Origin of the sequence: Micromonospora sp. WMMD737, from assembly GCF_049179055.1 — a bacterium.
GTDB classification, from domain to species: domain Bacteria; phylum Actinomycetota; class Actinomycetes; order Mycobacteriales; family Micromonosporaceae; genus Micromonospora; species Micromonospora reichwaldensis.
The window spans coordinates 6,777,733-6,799,382 of the sequence record NZ_JBMHMH010000001.1 but is presented as its reverse complement, the minus strand read 5'-3'; the positions used below and the strand labels follow the sequence as shown (position 1 = coordinate 6,799,382).

Here is a 21,650-nt window from a genome sequence, read left to right as displayed (position 1 = left end):
CGACAAGCCGGTGGCGGAGTCGCGCCGTGGCACAACCCCGCCGCCGGCAACTGTTCACGCGAATGCAGCGACGACGGTAGAACCGTCGCATGTCATCCCCCTCACAGCCCTTCACCTGGGTCTACGCGAGACGGCGCCTGACCGCCGCCGCCGCGTCGGCCGGTCTGGTCGCGGCCGGCCTCGCCGCGATCCAGACGCCGGCCACGGCGGCCGCCCCGCCCCCGGCCGGCCCGGCCGCCCCAGCGGTCGCCCGAGGCACCCACACGGTCACCCTGATCACCGGCGACGTGGTCACGGTGACCACCTTCGCCGACGGCAAGGCCACCGCCGAGGTCGACCGGCCCGACGACGCCACCGGCGGCGTGCGCTTCCGGCAGAGCGGCGACGACCTGTACGTCCTGCCCGACGAGGCCCTGCCGCTGCTGGACAGCGACAAGCTCGACCGGCGGCTGTTCAACGTCACCGACCTCATCGAGATGGGGTACGACGACGCGAAGACGCCGACGCTGCCGCTGATCGCGTCGTACACCCCGGCGAAGGCCCGCACGGCGAAGCCGGCGCCACCGCGCGGCGCGAAGCTGGTCCGCGACCTGCCCAGCATCCAGGGCGCGGCCCTGACCACCGAGAAGAAGCAGGCCCGCACCCTCTGGTCCACCGTCGCGCCCGCCACGGCGGCGGCGCCGGCCAGGGCCCTCGGCGGCGGGGTGACGAAGCTCTGGCTCGACGGCCGGGTGACGGCGGCGCTGAAGGAGAGCGTGCCCCAGGTCGGCGCGCCCGCCGCGTGGGCCGCCGGGTACGACGGCAGTGGGGTGCGGGTCGCGGTGCTCGACACCGGGGTCGACCCCGGCCACCCGGACCTGGTCGACCAGGTCGACGACAAGGTCAGCTTCGTGCCGGGCGAGGACACCTCCGACGTCAACGGGCACGGCACCCACGTCGCCTCGACGATCGCCGGCACCGGCGCGGCCTCCGGCGGCGGCAACCGGGGCGTCGCCCCGGGCGCGGACCTGATCGTCGGCAAGGTGCTCGACAACGGCGGGTACGGCCTGGACTCCTGGATCATCGCCGGCATGCAGTGGGCGGCCGAGTCCGGGGCCGACGTGGTCAACATGAGCCTCGGCGACGGCTCGCTGACCGACGGCACCGACCCGATGACCGCCGCCGTGGAGACGCTCTCCGCGCGGCACGGCACCCTCTTCGTCGTCGCCTCCGGCAACGCCGGCCCGCAGACCATCGGGTCGCCCGGCACCGCGCCGAGCGCGCTGACGGTCGGCGCGGTCGACAAGCAGGACGCGCTGGCGGGCTTCTCCAGCACCGGCCCGCTGGCCCGCACCGGCGCGCTCAAGCCGGACCTCGCCGCGCCCGGCGTCGGGATCGTCGCGGCCCGCTCGCAGCAGGCCGCCGGCGAGGGCGCGTACCAGGGCATGGACGGCACCTCGATGGCCACGCCGCACGTCGCCGGGGCCGCCGCGATCCTCGCCCAGCGGCACCCCGACTGGTCCGGTCAGCAGCTCAAGGACGCCCTGATGAGCAGCGCGAAGGGCCTGTCCGGCGAGTACCGCCCGTACCAGGTGGGCACCGGTCGGCTGGACGTGGCGGCGGCGGTGCGCGGCACCGTACGCGCCACCGGCTCGGCGTTCTTCGGCAACTTCGACTGGCCGCACGAGCCGACCGACGCCCCGGTCACCCGGTCGGTGACCTTCACCAACTCCGGCACCGCCGCCGTGACCCTCGACCTCGCCCTGACCGGCGGCGGCCCGTTCGCGCTGGGCGCCTCCTCGGTGACCGTGCCGGCGGGCGGCAGCGCCGACGTGGCGGTCACCGGTGACCCGCGCGGCGACGCCCACGGCGAGCTGACCGGCTACCTGGTCGGCACCGACGCCGCCACCGGCACGGCGGTCACCCGTACCGCGCTGGGGCTGCTCAAGGAGAACGAGCGGTACGACCTGAAGGTCAAGCTGGTCGGCCGCGACGGCAAGCCGGCCAGCGCGACGGTCCTGGTGAACCGGGCCGGCGACGTCAACCCCGGGCAGTATCCGGTCACCGGCGAGCGGACGCTGCGGCTGCCGAAGGGGACCTACACGGTGGAGGCCGTGCTGGACGTCCCCGGCGAGCGGTCCGACCGGCTCGGCTTCGCCCTGCTGGTGGACCCGGAGACCGTGCTCGACCGGGGCGCCGAGGTGGTGCTGGACGCGCGCCGGGCCCGCCTGCTCGACACCACCGCGCCGGAGCGGACCGAGGACCGGCAGCGCAAGCTGGACTACACCGTCGGGTACGCCGACGGCAGCGACTTCCGGGCGGCGTACCAGCTGCCGATCCGCTACGACGACCTGTACGTCCTGCCGACCGAGCGGGTCGGCGCGGTGTCGTTCACCATGGCGGCGCGGTGGCGCAAGGGCGAGCCGATGCTGAGCCTGCGCGTCCCCGGCCGGGCCCCCATCGACGCCACGGTGCAGCCGGGCAGCACGATCACCGCCGGCACCGAGACCCTGCGCCCGGTCCACGCGGGCACCGGCGCCGCGGACGAGTACGCCGGCCTCGACGTCAAGGGCCGGGCCGTGGTGGTGACCCGCAGCGACGCGGTCGACCCCACCGCCCGCGCCGCCGCTGCGGTGGCCGCCGGGGCGAAGCTGCTGCTGGTCGTCAACGACGGCGCCGGCATCCTCAACGAGTACGTCGGCGAGTCCGCCATCCCCGTCGCCACCGTGCACCGCGACGCCGGCAGGCAGCTCATCGCCGCGACCCGGGGCGGGCCGCGCAAGCTGACCGTCACGCGGACCCCGTACGCCGGCTACGTCTACGACCTGGCCCGCGTCTGGCCCGGACAGGTGCCGGACCGGCCGCTCGCCTACCACCCCCGGCAGCGGGACCTGGGCCGGATCGACGCCCGCTACCACGCGGCCGTGGACTCCCCCGGCTCCGGCTACCGCTACGACATGGTCTTCAGCCCCTCGTTCGGCTTCCAGGAGCCCGAGTCGCACCCGGGCACCCGCACCGAGTGGGTCACGCCCGACGTGGTCTGGCACGAGGTGCACGACCAGGGCGGCTGGACCGACACGGCCTACCTGAACACGTACGCCAAGGGCAGCACGACCAGGCTGGACTGGTTCGCGCCGGCCGTCCGGCCGGCCTTCAGCCGGGCGTTCGGGGTGCGCAACAGCCGCTACCGGGACTACATGACCCTGAACGTGCAGGCCTGGAGCCCGTCGGACGACGTGCTGGAGCACGGCGGCAACATGGAGTGGGGCTCGGTGCCGACCCACCTCAAGCTCTACCAGGACGACAAGCTGGTGGACGAGAACACCTGGAACGCGGACCTGCAGTGGGCGGAGGTGCCGGCCGGCACGCTGCCGTACCGCCTGGTGCTGGACGCCTCGCGGCCGGCCGACCGGTGGCGGCTGTCCACCCGCACGCACACCGAGTGGGACTTCGTCTCCGGCTCCAACACCGCCGACACCTTCGTCCCGTTCGCGCTGCTCCAGCTCGACTACGCGCTGGAGACCGACCTGCGCGGCGACGTGAAGGCGGGCACCACCCAGCGGATCAGCGTCAAGGCCGGGCCGCAGCCGGGCGGCACCGGCACCGGCACTGTCACGTCGGTCACGCTGGACGTCTCGTACGACGACGGCGCCACCTGGCGGAAGGTCACGCTGCGCAAGGGCGCGGGTGACCGCTGGACCGGCTCGCTCGCCCTGCCGAAGCAGCCGGGCGGCTTCGTGTCGGTGCGGGCCGGCGCCAGGACGGACGCCGGCTTCGGCATCCGGCAGGAACTCATCCGGGCGTACGGCCTGCGGTGAGATGGTTGGCGGGGCCCCGGGACGCGGCGCGTTCCGGGGCCCTTCCCGACGACCCGTCGGCCTTCCCGGGCTGGTCAGGACCGGTGTCCGTGTCCCATACTCTGCCTGCCGCAGCGGGCAGAGGGAGGCAGCCACCGATGCTGGGCGCGTTGGGTCTGAGCCCCGAGGACGAGGCGGTCTACGGCCTGCTGGTCCGGCGGGGCCAGGCCGGGCCCGCCGAGCTGGGCGACGCCCTGCGGCTGCCCGCCGCGACGGTCGAGGCGGCGCTGTCGCAGCTGACCGCGTACGGCCTGGTGAAGCGAGGTCCGGACGGGCAGTTCTCGGTGGCGCCGCCCGCCGTCGCGCTCGGGGCGCTGATCAGCGAGCAGCGGGGCGCCCTGCACAACGCGGAACTCGCGTTGGTCCGGCTCGCCGAGGAGTACCGCTCGTCGATCGCGGGGCGCACCATCGACGAGCTGATCGAGGTGGTCAGCGGCGTCGACGCCGTCCGGCACCGGTTCGCGCAGGTGCAGCACGCCGCCCGAACGCAGGTACGCAGCTTCGTCACCACCCCGTTCATCGCCGTACCGCCGGGCGCCAACGCGGTGGAGTCGGCGGCGGTCGGCCAGGGGGTGCGCTTTCGCGTCGTCATCGACCGGCCGACACTGGCCGAACCGGGGGTGGTCGCCGAGACGCTGGAGTCGCTGCGCGACGGCGTCGAGGTGCGGGTGGTCGACCACCTGCCGATCAAGCTGATCCTGGCCGACGCGGAGCTGGCCCTGGTGCCGCTGACCGCCGTACCCGGTGGCGAGCCCGGTGCGGTGCTGCTGCACCGCACCGGGCTGCTGGCGGCGATGGACGCGCTTTTCGAGATCGTCTGGCGGCACGCCCACCCGCTCGACTCCTCGGCGCTGACCGCCCCCGCCGGCGACAGCGCCGACCGCCAGGCGGCCGACGGCCCGACCGAACTCGACCGGAAGATCATGGCGCTGCTGGTGGCCGGGCTCACCGACCCGGTCGTCGCCGCCCAGCTCGACCTGTCGTTGCGGACCCTCCAGCGGCGCCTGCGCCACCTCATGGACCTCGCGGGGGTGCAGACCCGGATGCAGCTCGGCTGGCACGCCGCGCGCCACGGCTGGGCCTGACGGGGCCGTGGGCCCGGCGGGCCCGCGGCAGGGCCGGCGCACACCGTGGCGTCAGGAGAAGAGGCCGCGGCGTTGCAGCGACTGACGGATCCAGCCGTCGAGCTGGGGGGCGAAGTCGGTGCGCTCCGCGGTGGCGTGGTCGACGGCGAAGCGGCCGAAGGCGTCCCGGCCCTCGGTGAACAGCCCGCCGCGCTTGTCCAGCTCCAGCACCACCTGGATCTGCTGCGGGTCGGTGACGAGGGTGACCTCCAGCTGGTTGATCGCCCCGGCGTACTGCGGCGCCGGGTAGAACTCGATCTCCTGGTAGAAGGGCAGGGTCTGCCGTACGCCGTAGATGTGGCCCCGCTCCACGTCGGCCCGGGCGAACCGGAAGCCCAGCCGCAGGAACGCCTCCAGGATCTTCTGCTGGGACGGCAGCGGGTGCACCGCCACCGCGTCCAGGTCGCCCTTGTCCACCGCGCGGGCCACCTCCAGCTCCGTCCGCAGCCCCATCGTCATCCCGTGCAGGTGCTGCCCGTACAGCTCGGTGAGCGGCGTCTCCCACGGCACGGCGAAGCGGAACGGGATGTCGTGGCGCTGCCCCGGGGCGAGCTGGAAGGCGCCAGTCGCGGCCTGCCGGTGGAACTCCTGCGTGGTCTCGTAGTCGTTGTCGCCGCTCTCGACCTCGACCCGGGTGACCAGGCCCAGGGCGACGTACGACACGTCCACGGGGTGGTCGCCGCCGGCCACGTGGATGACGCCCTCCAGCTGGCCGCCGGGGCGGCAGTTCGGATTCGTCAGCACGGTTTCCACGGACGGGCCACCCACACCCATCGCCTGCATGAGCCGCTTGAAGACCACGACACCCTCCACAACCTGTTCGGTACGCCGACGTCGCCGGCGGGCCGGCCGTGCGGGCCGACCGCTGGCACGGTAACCGCCGGCGGCAACCAGCGCTCGGCGACGAGCCGCCCACGCTGAGCAGGGCATCGACGGAATTCGTGTCGGTTCCCCGATCGCCTCACTCCCGTTTCACGCCCCGCCCGCCAAGCTGTGTGTCACACCGGCACCACTGGGCCGGATCGAACGGCACAGACGTGGACACGGGGAGAAACTGAGATGGCCCTGCAGATGACGGAGCACCGGACGCGCCCGGCCGGCACCACCGAGGCCGCGAGCGCCACCGACACCCTGACCGACCTCGACGCCACCGACGAGCGCGGCGTCTCCACGGACCTGGTCCGGGCATACCTGAACGGGATCGGCCGGACGAAGCTGCTGACCGCCGCCCAGGAGGTCGACCTCGCCAAGCGGATCGAGGCCGGGCTGTTCGCCGAGGAGAAACTCGCGACCTGCACCCCCGTCTCGGCGGAGTTGCGGGCCGATCTGGGGCTGGTCGTCGCGCAGGGCCGCGCCGCGAAGGACCACCTGCTGGAGGCCAACCTGCGCCTGGTGGTCAGCATCGCCAAGCGGTACACCGGTCGCGGCATGGCGTTCCTCGACCTGATCCAGGAGGGCAACCTCGGCCTGATCCGCGCGGTCGAGAAGTTCGACTACGCCAAGGGCTACAAGTTCTCCACGTACGCCACCTGGTGGATCCGGCAGGCGATCACCCGGGCCATGGCCGACCAGGCCCGCACCATCCGCATCCCGGTGCACATGGTCGAGCAGGTCAACCGCATGGTCCGGGCCCGCCGCGAGCTCTCCGTCTCGCTGGGCCGCGAGCCCACCGTCGCCGAGGTCGCCCGGGCCATGGACATCCCGGAGTTCCAGGTCATCGAGCTGATCTCGTACGACCGGGAGCCGGTCAGCCTCGACCAGGCGGTCGGCGAGGACGGCGAGAGCGCCCTCGGCGACTTCGTCGCCGCCGTCGACCCGAGCGCCGAGCCGGGCGACGCCGCCGCACAGGGCGAGCTGCGCAACGAGGTCAGCATCGTGCTGTCCACCCTGTCGCAGCGGGAGCAGGCCGTGATCCGGCTCCGCTTCGGCCTCGACGACGGCCGGCAGCGCACCCTCGACGAGGTCGGCCGGGAGTTCGGCCTGTCCCGGGAGCGGATCCGGCAGATCGAGAAGGTGACCCTGCTGAAGCTGCGTGACCCGGAGCGGGCGCAGCGCCTGGAGGCGTACGCCTGCTGACGTTCCTGGACCACGCGAGGCCCCGGCGGTTCGCCGGGGCCTCGCGTATGTCCGGGCCGTGGTCCTTGATCCCGGCTGCCCGACGGGCTACCAATAGCCATGAACTGGACCCTGGAAGTGGTGGTCGTGCCGGTGTCCGACGTGGACCGGGCCAAGGCGTTCTACGCCGACCGGCTCGGCTTCGCCGTCGACCACGACACGGCCTTCGGCGACGACGCGCGGATCGTGCAGCTGACCCCGCCCGGCTCAGGCTGCTCCATCGTGATCGGCAAGGGGGTGGTGCCGCAGATGCCCCCCGGCTCGCTCAAGGGCCTCCAGCTCGTCGTGCCCGACCTGCGCAGGGCGCGGGCCGAGCTGGTCGAGCGCGGCGTCGAGGTCGGCGAGATCCAGGTCGTCGGCGAGAACCCCCGCCCGGTGCCCGACCCGCTGGACAACGTCGGCTTCCTCTTCTTCGCCGACCCCGACGGCAACGCCTGGGCGGTGCAACAGATCTCCGAGCGGGCCTGACCGCCGCCCCGCCCGGAACCGCGCGGCGCGAGGGCGGCCACTTCAGAGGCGGCGGGGGCCGGTGTCGGGGCGGGCCACGGCGGAGCCGACCCGCACGGTGGCGTGCAGCACCGAGATGCCGTCGGGGCGGGCGAGCACCGGGTTGAGGCTCAGCGCACGGACCCGGGGCTGCTCGTCGGCGAGTCGGCCGACCCGCAGCAGCAGGTCCGCCAGGGCCGCCCGGTCCACCGGCGCCGCGCCGCGGTGCCCGCGCAGCAGCGGCGCCGCCCGGGGCTCGTCGACCAGCTCGGCCGCGTCCAGGTCGGTCAGCGGCACCGCCCGCCAGGCCCGGTCGCCGAGCAGCTCCGTGGCGACCCCGCCCAGCCCGAAGCCGACCACCGGGCCGAACGCCGGGTCCTCCACCAGCTCGACCACGCAGGCCACCCCGGGCGGCACCATCGGCTGCACCAGGACGTCCGCGCCGAAGACCGCCGACATCTCCGCGTACGCGCGGTGCACCGTGGCCGGGTCGGGCAGGTCGAGCCGGACCGCGCCGAGGTCGAGGCGGTGCCGCAGGCCGGGGGCGGCGGCCTTGAGGGCCACCGGGAAACCCAGCCGGGTCGCCGCGTCGACGGCCTCCGCGGCGGAGCGCGCCGGCACCGACTCGACCACGTCGATCCCGTACGCCGCGAGCAGTCCCGCCGGGTCGAGGGCCTCCGGGCGCAGGGCGGCGTGGGCGGCCGCCCGGTCCACGCGGGGCAGTTCCGGCGGCACCCCGGCGGGCCGGCGCAGCCAGTCGGCGTACGCGGTGACCCGGGCGAGGGCGCGCACGGCCTCCTCCACGCTCGGATAGGCGGGCACCCCGGCGGGCGTACGGCCGACCAGGAACGTCGCCACGGCCGGCTTGCCGGCGGCGAACGCGCTCGGCAGCGCGGCCGTGAAGTCCGCCTCCGTGTCGGTGAGCTGGCCGGGCAGCGGCGGGGCGAACACCACCACCAGCGCGTCCACCTCGTCGTCGGCACCCGCCTCGGCGAGCGCGGCGGCGAACTCGGCCGCGCCGGCGCGCGGGCCGACGTCGCGCGGGTAGCCCCGGGCGACGGTGAGCCCCTGCCCGGCGCAGGCGGTGGCCGCCAGCCCCGTCAGCGCCGAGGAGTTGCCGACCACGCCGACGCGCGGCCCGGCGGGCAGCGGCTGGTGGGCCAGCAGCACCCCGACGTCGAGCAGCTCGGCGACGGTGTCCACCCGGATCACGCCGGAGTGGGCGAACAGCGCGGCGACCGCCACCTCGTCCGGGCCGGCGGAGTCGCCCACCCCGGGCGGCCGGGCCGGCGAGGCGAGCGCCACGACGGGCTTGTCCCGGCCGATCCGGCGCGCCAGCCGGGCGAACTTGCGCGGGTTGCCGAAGGTCTCCAGGTACAACATGATCACGTCGGTGCCGGGGTCGTCCTGCCAGTACTGGAGCAGGTCGTTTCCCGAGACGTCGGCCCGGTTGCCGGCCGAGACGAAGCTCGACAGGCCCAGCCCCCGCCGGTCGGCCTCGGCCAGCAGCGCCACCCCGAACGCGCCGGACTGGCTGAAGATGCCCACCCGGCCGGGCACCGGCAGCCGGGGGGCGAGGGTGGCGTTGAGGCGTACGGCCGGGTCGGTGTTGGCCACCCCCAGGCAGTTCGGGCCGACCACGCGCATGCCCGCCGCGTACGCCGCGCGGACCAGCGCGCGCTGCGCGGCCGCGCCCTCGCCGCCGGCCTCGGCGAAGCCCGCCGAGATGACCACCAGGCCGTGCGCCCCCGCGGCGGCCGCGTCGGCCACCACCTCGATCGCCGCCTCCGGTGGGACCGCCACCACGGCCAGGTCGACCGGCACGCCGGCATCGGCCGCCGAGGAGTACGCGGGCAGCCCGGCGACCGTCGTCGCGCCCGGATGCACCGGGACCACCGCGCCGAGGTAGCCGCCGTCGCGCAGGTGCCCGAGCACCGCCGCGCCGACGCCCTGCCCGGTGGCGCTGGCGCCGTAGACGGCGACGCCGCGCGGCGCGAGCAGCCGGGCGACGGAGCGGGCCTCGGTGCGGTGCTCCCGGCCACGCTGCACCTCCAGCGTCGCGTCGGTGGGGGCGATCGGGAAGCTCAGGTGCACCACGCCGTCGGCGAACTGCCGCTGCACCTGGTAGCCGAAGTCGGAGAAGACCCGCAGCATCGCGCCGTTGGCCGGCAGCACCTCCGCCACGAAGTTGGCGATGTCGTTGCGGCGGGCGGCGTCGGCCAGGTGCTCCAGCAGCACCGAGCCGATGCCCCGGCCCTGGTAGGCGTCCTCGACCACGAACGCCACCTCGGCCTCGGGGGCCTGCGGGCCGAGCCGCTCGTAGCGGCCGACGGCGACGATCCGGTCGCCGACCAGCACCACGAACGCCTCCCGGTCGCGGTGGTCGACGTTGACGAAGCGTTGCAGGTCGCGCTCGGGGATGCGCGGGTACGGCGAGAAGTAGCGCAGGTAGCGGGTGCGCTCGGAGAAGCGCGAGTGCATCGCCACGATGCCCGGCCCGTCCGACGGGCGGATCGGCCGCAACTGCACGGTGCTGCCGTCGCTGAGCAGCACGTCCACCGGTTGTTCCACAGTGGTCACCTGTGCGGTCCCCTCCGCCCGCCGGATCAGTCGCGCGGGTCGTGCGGATCGAGCCCGAACAGCGGGAAGGCGGTCTTGCGGGCCGCCGCGATCGCCCGGTCCACGGCGCTCGGCTCGCCGGTCGGCTGCCACGGCTCGTACGCCGGGTCCACGTCGTCGGTCATCCGCAGCGGGATCTGCCGGCCCGGCCGGCGCGCGGCGGCCAGCTCCCGCCACGCCGGCGGGGTCAGCGTCGCCGGGTCGACGGGCTCCCCGGCCGCCACCGCGAGCAGGTGCGTCCAGGCCCGGGGCACCACCTCGACCAGCGCGTACCCGCCGCCACCGGTGGCCACCCAGCGGCCCTCGCAGAGCTCGTCCGCGAGCGCCCGCAGGGCCAGGTAGGTGGCGCGCTGCCCGTCCACGGAGAGGTTCAGGTCGGCGAGCGGGTCGAGCCGGTGCGCGTCGGCCCCGCACTGCGTCACCAGCACCTGCGGCCGAAACGCGCGCAGCACCGACGGCACCACCGCGTGGAAGGCGCGCTGCCAACCCGCGTCGTCCACCCCGGGCGGCAGCGGGACGTTGACGGCGCTGCCCTCGGCGCCCGGCCCGCCCGTCTCGTCGGGAAAGCCGGTGCCCGGGAAGAGCGCCAGCGGCGTCTCGTGCACGCTGACCGTGAGCACCCGGGGATCGTTCCAGAAGACCTGCTGCACCCCGTCGCCGTGGTGCACGTCCACGTCCACGTACGCGACCCGCTCAGCGCCCAGGTCGAGCAGGCGGGCGATGGCCACCGCCGGATCGTTGTAGACGCAGAACCCGGCCGCCCGGGCCGGCATGGCGTGGTGCAGGCCGCCGGCCACGTTGACCGCCCGCCGGGCCTCGCCCCGCCAGACCGCCTCGGCCGCCGCCACCGTGGCGCCGGCGACCAGCGCGCTCGACTCGTGCATCCCCTCGAAGACGGGGTTGTCGGAGGTACCCAGCCCGAAGCCGGCGAAGAGCGGATCGCGGGGGGCGACCTTCACCGCGGCGAGGTAGCGCGGGTCGTGCACCCGGCTCAGCAGCGCGTCGTCGGCGGGCTCCGGCTTCACCAGCCGCACCCCGGGACGCGCGAGGACACCCAACTCCCGGGCGAGGGCGAAGGTCAGCTCCACCCGTACCGGGTCGAGGGGATGGTCCCCCATGTCGTAGGCGAGCAGCGACTCGTCCCACACCACCACCGTGTCGTCGGACATGGCCCCATCGTCGCACGCGCACCCCGGCACGCCCGCGCACGCGCTGCTCAGCCGCCGGGTGTCGTCCGCGCGGGCTTCCGCTCGGCCGAACGGGTGTCGCCGGGTGTCGCCCGGTTCCCGCTGCCCGCTCGGCCGACGGGTGCCGCCGGCGCCCGTTGCCCGCTCAGGCGGTGGGGGTCGCTCCGGTGCCCACCGGGCGGGCCGGGTCGGCCACCCAGTTGCTCCACGAGCCGACGTAGAGCGCGGCGTCCGGGCGGCCGGCCAGGTGCAGCGCGAACACGGCCTGCGCGGCGGTCACCCCCGACCCGCAGTACGCCCCGACCGGCCGGTCGTCGCCCACCCCGGCGGCGGCGAAGCGCTCGCGCAGCGCCTCGGCGGCGGGGAACCGGCCCTCGGCGACGTACTCGCCGGCGGGCAGGTTCACCGCGCCGGGGACGTGACCGGCGACCGGGTCGATCAGCTCGGTCTCGCCCCGGTAGCGGGGCGCGGCGCGCACGTCGAGCAGGACACCGTCGTCGGCCGCGGCCAACCGGGCCGCCTCCCCCGCGTCGAGCACCGGCAACGCTCCGGGCCGCACCTCCACGTCGCCCGGCTCCGGGGTCGGCACCTCCGTGCTGACGGGCAGCCCGGCGGCCAGCCACGCCGGGAAGCCGCCGTGCAGCAGCCGTACCGGCCGGTGGCCCGCCCAGCGCAGGGTCCACCAGGCGCGGGCGGCGGCCATGCCGTCGCCGCCGTCGTACACCACGACGGGACGACCGGCGCGCACGCCGGCGGCCCGCAGCGCGGCCTGGAGGACGGCGGGGTCGGGCAGCGGGTGGCGGCCGGCGGGGCCGGGCGGCCCGCAGAGCGCCGTGTCCAGGTCGACGAAGACCGCGCCGGGCAGGTGACCAGCGGCGTAGTCCTCCCGCCCCGGCGCGCCGACGAGCCGCCAGCGCACGTCGAGCAGCGTGGGCGGGTCGGGCTGGCCGAGTTCGACCGCGAGCCGACCAGCCTCGACAAGAAGATCATCGGAGGCGGACATGGCGTCCAGTCAACACCATCGCGGCACCGACCTGGCGGTTCGCCGTGGGTCGTTCGCTGAACACCGAGGTAGCATCGTTGGCCGGAGGTCCGCTGACGTGAAGCATGATCTGGTCGACACGACCGAGATGTACCTCAAGACCATCCTCGAGCTGGAGGAGGAGGGAGTGCCGCCCCTGCGCGCCCGCATCGCCGAACGGCTGGGGCAGAGCGGGCCGACCGTCAGCCAGACCGTCGCCCGGATGGAGCGCGACGGCCTGCTGACCGTCGAGGGCGACCGCCACCTGGCGCTCACCGCGCACGGCCGCAGCAACGCGGTCTCCGTGATGCGCAAGCACCGCCTCGCCGAGCTGCTGCTGGTCAACGTGATCGGGATGCCCTACGAGGAGGCCCACGAGGAGGCCTGCCGGTGGGAGCACGTGATGAGCGACGCCGTCGAGAAGCGGGTCTACGACCTGCTGAACCGGCCGACCCGCTCGCCGTACGGCAACCCGATCCCGGGGCTGGACGAGCTGGGTACGCCGGAGCAGGCGACCGCCGCCCCGATCGAGGGCGAGCGCAACCTGGCGTTCCCCGGGCTGTCGGGGCCGGTCGTGGTGCGCCGCATCTGCGAGAGCGTGCAGACCGACGCGGACGTGCTCCGGCAGCTGCACGCCGCCGGCGTCGACCCGGGCGCGACCGTGACGGTGGCGCAGGAACGCGACGGGGTGTCGATCGACCGCTCGGGCGACCGCATCAGGCTGCCGCGCGAGGTAGCCTCCCGGGTCTTCGTCGCGGCCCACTGACCCGCCGCGCCGACGCCCGCACACAGCAGGCGCAGCAGCTTGAGGCGAGGCGGTTCACGCTGTGCCGGGGCGGCTTCGTCACCCCTGGCCGGGGTCAGATGGCGCGGGTGTCGAGTCCCTGGGCCAGGGCGACGAGGGCGGTGGTGAGCTTCTCGGCCTCCGCCCTGTCGGCGTCGCGCGCCGTGGCGTAGCGCAGGGTGGCGAGGCGGCCCTCGGCAGCCAGCCACCCCACTTCGGCGACCGGCCCGAAGGCGCCCTTGGGCGAGGTGGTCCGCCGGTACGCCTTCTGGCCGAGCCCGGAGACCTTGGTCGCCTTCTCCGGCACCACGTCGGCGGTGAAGGTCGCCGCGTCGATCGATGCCCGGGTGACGGTCAGCGTCAGCTCCGGCAGCGGCTCCTGTCCCGCGCGCACCACGCAGGTGTGACTGTCGCCTGTGGCGCTTGCTGCGGCGACGTCGAAGCGGACGCCGGCGTGCTGCTCGATCACGCCGAAGTCCAGCAACCGGAACGCCCCGCCGGACGAGGCGGCGGCCATGTCGACCGTGATTGGCGCGGCAGGCGGTAGGGCCACCGGTTCTGCCTCCGCGCCGCAGCCCGTCGCCAGCAGCAGGGTCACACTGGCAAGCCGGACCCGCCCGCTCACCGCAACCTCCTGTTATTGAAACTTCATCTTGATGCGCTAACCACGATAAGTGCGTAGGGGCTGTTTCGACATAGGCCGAGAGTCCCGGAAAGACAGCGATCGACCACAGATCCGATGCCTGCACCGGGAGTTTTGCTGCCCTGTCCTACCTCATGGCGATCGCGCTGTCCCGCAGCAACTTGGACCACCGACTTGCCTCATGCACACCGAGCGCACTCACAGGCACAGTCCGTGGCGGCCTTCGATGCCGGACGGCAGGCACCTTTCGTCCTGGCTCCACTTGCGGTAAGGCCATCATGCACCTGGCCTCAGTCTTCGCTACCAGCGCCTGGCAACACGTGCCGGACCGAGTTGGCGCTCACCGCGCATCCTGGAATCACCCCCGACGGCGAAATTGAGTTAGCGGGCCAGGCACGGCAAGGTCCGCCATACCAATTACAGCAATCGCTTCCTTCTGATACCGCTCCAGATCTTCGAACCAGGTCGGATAATCGCCGCGACGACTAAAAAATCTGACAGTAGCTCCCTGGAGCAAAAAATCTTCGTCTCCCTCATCCACCGATATGCCCACTACCGCTAGCAGGCGGTCAGCCTCAGGAAGAGCGGCGGCATCTTTCAGCATGCGAGCAGCAAAAGAGATACCTCTCACCGCCGCCCTGCTCAAATAAGTTTCCCTGTTGTCCGCAATGTCGAACAGGGAAACGTAGACGTCGTTCACTTCATACTCATACAGCCCCACTTCTGAGGCGTCTATGTCGTTACGCCATCCAGGTCCCGACAAAGACTTGAGCAAAATGGCGCCGCCAGGGCCGAGCACCCAGCCGGCCCTCGCGACTTCATCCAATTCAGGTGGCAGGTCGCGGCTTGGGTCCACAACCCCCTGCACAAGAACGTCGAACATGCGTGAATTCATCTTCACGGCGGCGTGATCCTTAGGTATTGATAGGCTCTATTAATGGCACTTTGCGGCACCTGCTTTGCGAGTTTCGGCGCCAACTCTTCTCCGCTCGCCGAAATCCACTTCCCCGTTTCCTGATGGTAGTAGTACTTGCCTGATGCACCCCGCCCCATAGGCTGTAGATGAATATTTGCACCCGGACGTCCGGGATTCTGATTCTCGAGATCGATCCGGAACCGACCGTTCTTGTCCAAGTGTACGGTCTTGCTGTTAATTACCGGGGCGTCGGGGCTGCTGGTGAGACGGGCAGCAACAGGACACGAGTTGTGCACGAGGAGCGACGTATCGCCTGCGAGCACGTAGTACGTATGAATGTCGCGAACTGTGAGGTTATACGCGGCACCCCTGCCGATCGACGTCTCGCTCAAGCTGCCGACCGCCACCGAATCACCAGAAGCTGTCTGCAACGCGGCGCTGCGGTTGAGGGCGTCCGCCCGTTCCCACCGACGGTCCGTGGCGTTCCAGAACGGGTGATCCTCGGTGGTGACCAGCGCAGCACCGGCGACGGTTAGTGCATAAAGGTCGTCCTCGTGCGACCAGACGTGGGTGACCTCGCGATCACCCCGTTCACCGGTCTCCGGATTCGTCGCGACAACGAAGTCCCCGACACTGATCTGACTGATGGGCTTCGTGCTGCCGTCGGCCATTAGCACTTCGGTTTCGCCAGCGAAACTACATGCCGCGTCAGCACCTTCGAGTAGCGCTTTCCCAATCGGCCCAGCCGCCTTCAACTTCCCGATCGGCACAAAGCCGACCGCCGTCCAGGCGCATCCCGAGACCTGACCCTTCAAACAATTCTGGGCGTCGGTGATGCCGAGTAGGTCTTTCAGCCCCTGCGCTGAAGCCTTGGCCTTCGCTTTCTCCAGTTCGGCGCAGATCTCCGGGTTGTTGTAGCAGAAAACCCATTCCTCGACCACCTCGCGCTGGAACATGTCCAGATTGGTGATGTGGGTGTAGTACCGGAACTGAGCGCCGTTCTCGATGGTCATCTTGCCGGGTGCCGGCATGGCTCGCCCGTCGTCGTCGTGCTTGCCGGTAAAACCGCCGGTACCGCCGGGACCGTCAGGTTCATCCTTCTCGCAGGCGACGGGCCAGCACGGGTTGTCTTCCTTTGCGTCCTGGTTTGCGTCCTCGTTGCCAGGGACGTAGCCGGAACAGTCGAACTTGGCGCAGTCGTCCGGGATCAGGCCAGTGGGGTCGCTGCTGGTGACAGGGGTGTTGTTGGCGTACGCGTAGCCGTTCCACTGCTCGGGGTCGGCGAGGTCCATGAGCGGGTCTACCGCGACGAACTTGCCGATGGCCGGGTCGTAGGGGCGTGCGCCGATGTTGGTCAGGCCGGTGGTGTCGGGGCCGCCGTCGCGCGTGCCGCCCACGAAGCCGAGCTGGTTCGGCCAGGCGGCGGGCGCCGAGCCGCGCACCCCGCCGTACGGGGTCTGGCGTTGCGGGGTGATCGCCTGGTTGCCCGAGGCGATGGCGAACTGCTGGGTGCCCTGGTGGTCGGTGACGAGCCAGGTGACGCCGGTGCCGGGCTGACGCATGGCGTACATCTGGCCGAGGTGGCTGTAGTAGCGCGTCGCCGACTTGGTGCCGCTGCTGGTGGTGTAGCGGATCTCCAGACCCGGCAGGTAGAGGGTCTTGCCCGTCGGATCGCGCGCGATGAGGCGGGCGCCGTCGGCGTCGTACAGGTAGCTGTGGTTCTTCCCGCCGTCGGTGAGGCCGACGAGCCTGCTCTCGCTGTCCCAGGTCAGTGCCTGGCTGCCGGTCCCGGCCGGGCAGGTGTTGTTGACGGCGGTCGCGCTCGGCCGGCAGGTCATGTTGCCCGCCGCGTCGAAACGGTAGTTGCGGGTGCCCGCGCCGACCCCGGTCGTGACGACCTGCTGAGCCCCGTGGGGCTGGGCCGCACCGGGGGCCGGGTACGTGTAGGTGGATTCGGTGGTCGTGGTGCCGTGCCTGGTCTCCTTGGCCCGGTTGCCGACCGACGTGCCGACCGGATCGAAGGTCCAGGAGTGCCAGTACGGCGCAGGTCCGCCCAGCCCGGTCACCGTCGCCGCGGGTGCGCAGTCGCCGGACGAGGGCGTCCAGGCCGCCGTCAGCCGCCTCGCGTAGTCGTAGTCGAAGCACTGGACGTCGGCCGCACCGCCGGTCGGGGCGTCGGCGATCCGGGTGATGTTGCCGGCCTCGTCGTAGTCGTACTTCAGATCGGCGACGGGCTGCGGCGTGACCTGCCGGCTCGTGGTCGCCCGTGACAGCCGGCCGGTGCTGTCGTCGTACGTCCAGGAGCGGTCGAGGTAGTTCTGGGCGGTCTGCTGGTAGCGGACGAGGCCCAGCTCGGCGAACGCGTTGTAGTCGGTGTTGACGACGTACTGGCCGGCGTTGGGCCAGTTCGTCTTGACCTGCTCGGCGAGGCCCGTCACCTCGTCGTAGGTGAAGGTGAGCTGCTCGCCGCCGAGGCTTCCCGCGTTCGGGTACGTGGCGGACGCGACGCTGACCCCGTCCGCCTTGTACGAGCGGGTGAAGCTGTAGGTGCCGTTGAGCCCGGTCTCGGAGGCGGGAACGACGTAGTCCTCGCCCATCGACTTGTAGAGGGCCGTGTAGCCCCGGACGCGCATCTTGTACTCGTTGACGCCGAGGTCCGTCCAGCGGCTGGTCGACGCCAACTGGCCCTTCGCGCCCGTGGGGTCGTACGCCCAGGTGGCGCGCTTGTTCGCCGTCGCGATCGAGGTGTCGTAGACGGCGTCCTTACGGCCGAGGCTGTCGTAGTGGTAGACGAGCTTCTTGCCACGCGCGTCGACCGTGTGCTCGAGGTCGCCGTAGTCGTTGTACGTCGACTCCGTACGGCCCCGGTCGGGGTCCTCCGCCGCGGTCTGCCGGCCCCGGATGTCGTACTCGTACGTCCACTCGTTGCCGGCGGCTTCGGCGACCCCGGTGAGCTGCTGCTTCCGGTTGTAGGTGTAGGTGCTGGCGTCGTGCGGCCCGGCGACGGAACCGCCCGAGTGCCGGCGCACCTCGATCGTCTTGCCGGCGGCATTGGTGATCGTGGTGGTCGGCGTCCCGCCGTCGTCAGGCGGGGTGACGTAGACCCGGTCACCGCCGTACGCGGTGGTGGTGCGCCACTTCTCCAGGCCGCTGCTGGTCAGGATGCTGGCCGTGGTGCGGCCCGCCCGGTCGTACAGGTTCACCGTCTGGCTGTTCGCCTCCCACGCCGCGATCGACTTCAGGTTGGTGCCGGCTGTCAGGTCCGGGTCGTGGTGTCGGCCGTTGGTGTACGCCACCCGCCCGGCGGCGTCGTAGACGGTCTCGCTGAACACGGTGCCGCCACCGGCGACGGCGGCAGTCTGGGTCTGTCGCGGGCGGAGCAGGCCGTCGGAGAGCGCGTGGCTGGTGACGTACTTGCCCTCGGCGTTCAGCACCCGGGTCGTGACGGCGTTGGCGCCCCCGCTGTTGCGGATGGTGTAGGTGTACTCGTAGGAGGGGGGGGCCGGGTTGGCCGGGTCGGTACCCATCGGCCGGTTCGGCAGCCAGACCTTCCGCAGCCGGCCGAGCCCGTCGTACTGCAGGTCGGTCATCCTGCCGTTGGCGTCCGTGGACCGCTTGGCGAGGCCCCAGCCCGGGATCATGTCCTGGCTCGTCGTCCAGTCCAGGTGGTTCCTGGTCTCCACCTTCGTGACGGGGCCCCCGGCCGCCGGGGTGTAGGTCGTGGTCGTCTTGTTCCCGCGGATGTCGTAGGCGTCCTCCACCCGGCCGTGGGCGTCGTAGGTCGAGGTGCCCGTGGTCAGCCAGACCGTCCCGCCAGACGGGGACCAGTCCTTCAGCGTTTCGACCTTCGTGGGGTTGCCCTCGGTGGGCGCCACGCCGTACGCCTCGCCGTCGTAGGACGTGCGGACGTCGTTGACGATGTCGTCCCTGCTGGTGGGCGCGGTGCCGCAGGGCAGGGCGAAGGTCTCGACCCGGACGGAGGTGGCGAGGATGTTCCTGTCGGCGTTGCGCGCGTACGTCGTCCGCATGCACTGCTCGTCGCCGGACTGGGTCACGTCGCCGAGGTCGCTGGCGGTGACCTCCATGCCGTACTCGTCGAAGCCGTTGGTCTTCTTCGTCACCCGCCACCCACGGCCCGCGTCCAGCTTGACGGCGTTCCAGCTCGTCTGGACGCCGGTGTAGCGGGCGTACGTGGTGGTCTGGCCCATGTCCCGGGTCGCGGTGGCCGCCGACTGCCACGCCTGGCTGGCCCCCCGCGACACGACATCGGTCTCGACGCCGTTGTAGGTGATCTGCTCGCGGACCTGCCCGGCGAGGGCGTCCTCGTCGTTGACCTGGGGCGCGTCGGCGGCATCCGAGACGTCGCCGTCGCCGTTGAGGTCGAGCGCGGCGAGCGTCACGGTGCGGGTGCCGCCGCTCGGGGCCGCCCGGTCGCCGTGCATGCCCCGGTAGTAGCGGGTCTCGGCCAGGGTCTCCTGACCGTCGGTGCCCTTGCGGACCTGGACCCGCCCGTAGCCCCGGTAGTCGGACCAGGTACGGAACTTGTCCTTCGTCATGCCGTCGTCCGTGGCGTGCCGCCACGCCGCGCCGCCGAGATAGTCGTACGTGGTGACGACGTCCGTGCCGCCGACGGTGCCGTCCGACTCGTGGATCTCCTCGACCACGTACTTGTGGAAGTAGTCGGTCTCGATCACATTCGTGAACGGGTCCTCGGTGAGCACCGGATAGCACCGCAGGGTGTTGCTCTGCGGCGAGGACGGCATGGGCCCGTCGGTGTCGCACTCCGGCGGGGAGTAGACCACCGTGATCTTGCCGCCGGCCTCGGTCCAGACGGTGTTCATCCGCAGCCAGTGCATCGGCGGCTTGCCGTCGTCGGTCTTGTCGACCCGGTTGGGCCGCTGCACGAAGTCGAAATTGATCTCCGGCAGCGTCACGGGCTCGCCGATGTGTCCGGTGTGCTGGATCGACTCCAGCCACATGCCGTCGCGGGAGGCGTCACCATTCGGCGGGAAGGTGTGCCTCAGGTCCCAGCTCTCCACGTCGCCGGAGACGCCGGCGACCTTCGTGGTGATCTTCGACAGGCGGCGGGTGCTCCAGAAGGTCGGCGAGTACTTGCCGGGGCACTGGGTGCCGGTGCACTCCTGGTCCCAGGGCGTGTCCGGCCAGCGGGCCGGGTCGTCGTGGTCGGTGCAGTCCGACAGGCACCGGTCGGACGTGGCGAAGAAGACCTGCGCGGTCGGGGTGACGGAACGGTCGGTCGCGCCCCGGTCCCAGGTGCCGTAGTCGATGCGGGTGACGTTCGAGGCCCGGACGTAGGAGACCTCGTCGCTGTCCGTGGCGTTCGCGGCGTACTTGTTGGTCTCCCGGCTGTACCAGAGCGACATGGTGCCGCCGTGGGTGTCGACGACGTAGTCGAGGTTCCAGCGCCACGCCTGCTCGCAGTGGGCGGCGGCGAAGCTGCTGTTCCAGCAGGGCTCGTTCTCGTGGTTGCCGTAGACGCGAACGGTGTTGGTGGAGGCCGTGCCCGTCGTGTGACCGGGCAGGTCGTCGAGCCCGAAGAAGTACTGGGTGCCGTCGGCGGCCGTCACCTTCCAGTGCTCACCGTTGTTGTCGCCGTTGGCCGCGCCCGCCAACTTCTCGACCTTCGCCGCGTCGTCGTTCTTCGGTCGCCACACGCCGGTCGCCGTGTCCCTGACCAACTCGGTCGACCGCCCGTTGAGCGAGAGCACCGCGTTGTCCGTGCCCCAGCACTGGTCGCCGACCTGGTCGTCGTTGGTGGCGCCGTTGGCGGTGTCGTCAAAGCAGGGCACGTACCGCCGCTCGATGAAGCCGGGGTGGTAGTCGAAACCCTCCCCGACCCACGACGGCTGGTTGTTCGAGGCGTCGCTGCGACCGTCGACCGCGCTCGACGAGTACGCCAGCGACACGGTCGGCGTCGGACCCGTGGCGGGCGGCACCCGTACGGGGTAGGACCAGGAGAAGTCGCCGCTCGACCCGCCGGCGCTCCAGCTCGACGACGCCTGCAGCGGCGTCGCGCCGTAGTCACCGGCCGACCCGGATGCGGCAGCGGCCAGGGCGACCAGCGACGTCGCGGCGGCGGAGGAGATCTCCACCTCGGCGGACACCCGGTTGGTCGCCCCGTCGTTGCGCGAGGCGAGCGGACGACCGCCGCACCCCGCCTTCTCCGGCGTGGTCAGCGCGCACTCGGGCAGCGCCACCAGGCGGAGCCGGGTCGACCAATCCGCCCCGAAGGCCGCCGCGAATCCGGAGTAGTCCACCCCCAGGCTCATCCGGCCCGCACCCGGCTGACCGTCGGCGCGCGCGACCCGCAGCACCACGCCGTCACGCCACCCCGCCGGGACCTTGGCACGGTCGAGGACCTCGACCCGGGCCCGGCTCACGGCGGTGGACGCGGTGGCTCGCGAGTGTGCGCTCTTCGCCACCGCCGGACCGACGTACACCGGCAGGGCACCGACCCGAGTCGCCGCGGACGGTGACGTCGTCGCGGCGGTCCTGTTCTCGGAGGCCGGCACGACGCCCGCCTCCGCAACGCCGGCCGAGGGCCAGGTGACCTTCCCGGCGGGCCGCCTGTTCGCACCCTGGGACAGGTCGGCCGGACGCGGCTTCGACCTGACCGGCTTCGCGGAGACCGGCTTCGGCTGCGTGACGCCGAGGCCGACCGGCGGTGCGGCGACCGCCGGCCGAGGCTGGGCGGTCAGCGTGGAGGCCAGCATGACGAGAGCCAGGCTCCCGGCCAGACCCATCCGCAACCGGCTCTCGGGGCGCCAGAACGAGGACCGGGAATCGCGCCGCGCCACGGTGGCCGGCGACGGACGAGCAGACATGGCAAATCTCCGCCGTGAGGGGTGGGCAGTGGTCAGGGCTTCTTGAGTGCGAAGTTTCGTACCGCTTCCGGCAC

At 72.3% G+C, this 21,650-nt stretch carries 12 protein-coding genes; 5 read left to right on the top strand and 7 right to left on the bottom strand.

Annotated features, from left to right (window positions below):
* The first annotated feature begins 89 nt into the window (after positions 1-89).
* Positions 90-3,797: a S8 family serine peptidase gene (locus ACN27A_RS30105; RefSeq protein ID WP_421457885.1), complete on the top strand. Its 3,708-nt coding sequence runs from the start codon at positions 90-92 to the stop codon at positions 3,795-3,797.
* 137 nt (positions 3,798-3,934) lie between these two features.
* Positions 3,935-4,921 (top strand): TrmB family transcriptional regulator, encoded by a 987-nt coding sequence (locus ACN27A_RS30100; protein WP_421457884.1) that lies wholly within the window; start codon positions 3,935-3,937, stop codon positions 4,919-4,921.
* Between the two features lie 51 nt (positions 4,922-4,972).
* Here ACN27A_RS30100 and ACN27A_RS30095 read toward each other — a convergent pair whose 3' ends face one another.
* On the bottom strand, positions 4,973-5,761 hold the full coding sequence (locus ACN27A_RS30095; RefSeq protein ID WP_421458668.1) for a sporulation protein: 789 nt from the start codon (positions 5,759-5,761) through the stop codon (positions 4,973-4,975).
* 258 nt (positions 5,762-6,019) lie between these two features.
* Here ACN27A_RS30095 and sigB point away from each other — a divergent pair, with 258 nt between their 5' ends.
* Together sigB and ACN27A_RS30085 are read left to right on the top strand one after the other, a co-directional pair.
* The gene (sigB, locus tag ACN27A_RS30090) at positions 6,020-7,036 is read left to right on the top strand and encodes an RNA polymerase sigma factor SigB (RefSeq protein ID WP_421457883.1); all 1,017 of its coding nucleotides are present in this window, start codon (positions 6,020-6,022) and stop codon (positions 7,034-7,036) included.
* A 99-nt stretch (positions 7,037-7,135) separates the two neighbouring features.
* Positions 7,136-7,543: a VOC family protein gene (locus tag ACN27A_RS30085; RefSeq protein WP_421457882.1), complete on the top strand. Its 408-nt coding sequence runs from the start codon at positions 7,136-7,138 to the stop codon at positions 7,541-7,543.
* 42 nt (positions 7,544-7,585) lie between these two features.
* Here ACN27A_RS30085 and ACN27A_RS30080 read toward each other — a convergent pair whose 3' ends face one another.
* From ACN27A_RS30080 to ACN27A_RS30070, 3 genes are all read right to left on the bottom strand, one after another.
* Positions 7,586-10,141, bottom strand: a complete 2,556-nt coding sequence (locus ACN27A_RS30080) for a GNAT family N-acetyltransferase (protein WP_421457881.1) — start codon at positions 10,139-10,141, stop codon at positions 7,586-7,588.
* Positions 10,142-10,167: 26 nt separating this feature from the next.
* Positions 10,168-11,349 carry an acetoin utilization protein AcuC gene (locus tag ACN27A_RS30075; RefSeq protein WP_421457880.1) on the bottom strand — a complete coding sequence of 394 codons (1,182 nt, stop codon included), beginning with the start codon at positions 11,347-11,349 and terminating at the stop codon, positions 10,168-10,170.
* Positions 11,350-11,512: 163 nt separating this feature from the next.
* Positions 11,513-12,370 (bottom strand): sulfurtransferase, encoded by an 858-nt coding sequence (locus ACN27A_RS30070; protein WP_421457879.1) that lies wholly within the window; start codon positions 12,368-12,370, stop codon positions 11,513-11,515.
* A 97-nt stretch (positions 12,371-12,467) separates the two neighbouring features.
* Here ACN27A_RS30070 and ACN27A_RS30065 point away from each other — a divergent pair, with 97 nt between their 5' ends.
* A complete protein-coding gene (locus tag ACN27A_RS30065) occupies positions 12,468-13,154 on the top strand; it encodes a metal-dependent transcriptional regulator (RefSeq protein WP_327030871.1) in 687 nt (228 codons plus the stop codon).
* Positions 13,155-13,248: 94 nt separating this feature from the next.
* On the opposite strand, the gene ACN27A_RS30060 is transcribed toward ACN27A_RS30065, so the two are convergent.
* From ACN27A_RS30060 to ACN27A_RS30050, 3 genes are all read right to left on the bottom strand, one after another.
* On the bottom strand, positions 13,249-13,797 hold the full coding sequence (locus ACN27A_RS30060; RefSeq protein WP_421457878.1) for a hypothetical protein: 549 nt from the start codon (positions 13,795-13,797) through the stop codon (positions 13,249-13,251).
* A 376-nt stretch (positions 13,798-14,173) separates the two neighbouring features.
* A complete protein-coding gene (locus ACN27A_RS30055) occupies positions 14,174-14,716 on the bottom strand; it encodes a hypothetical protein (RefSeq protein WP_421457877.1) in 543 nt (180 codons plus the stop codon).
* The gene (locus ACN27A_RS30050; RefSeq protein WP_421457876.1) at positions 14,713-21,576 is read right to left on the bottom strand and encodes an RHS repeat-associated core domain-containing protein; all 6,864 of its coding nucleotides are present in this window, start codon (positions 21,574-21,576) and stop codon (positions 14,713-14,715) included. The genes ACN27A_RS30055 and ACN27A_RS30050 overlap by 4 nt, the downstream gene beginning before the upstream one ends.
* Positions 21,577-21,650: the final 74 nt, after the last annotated feature.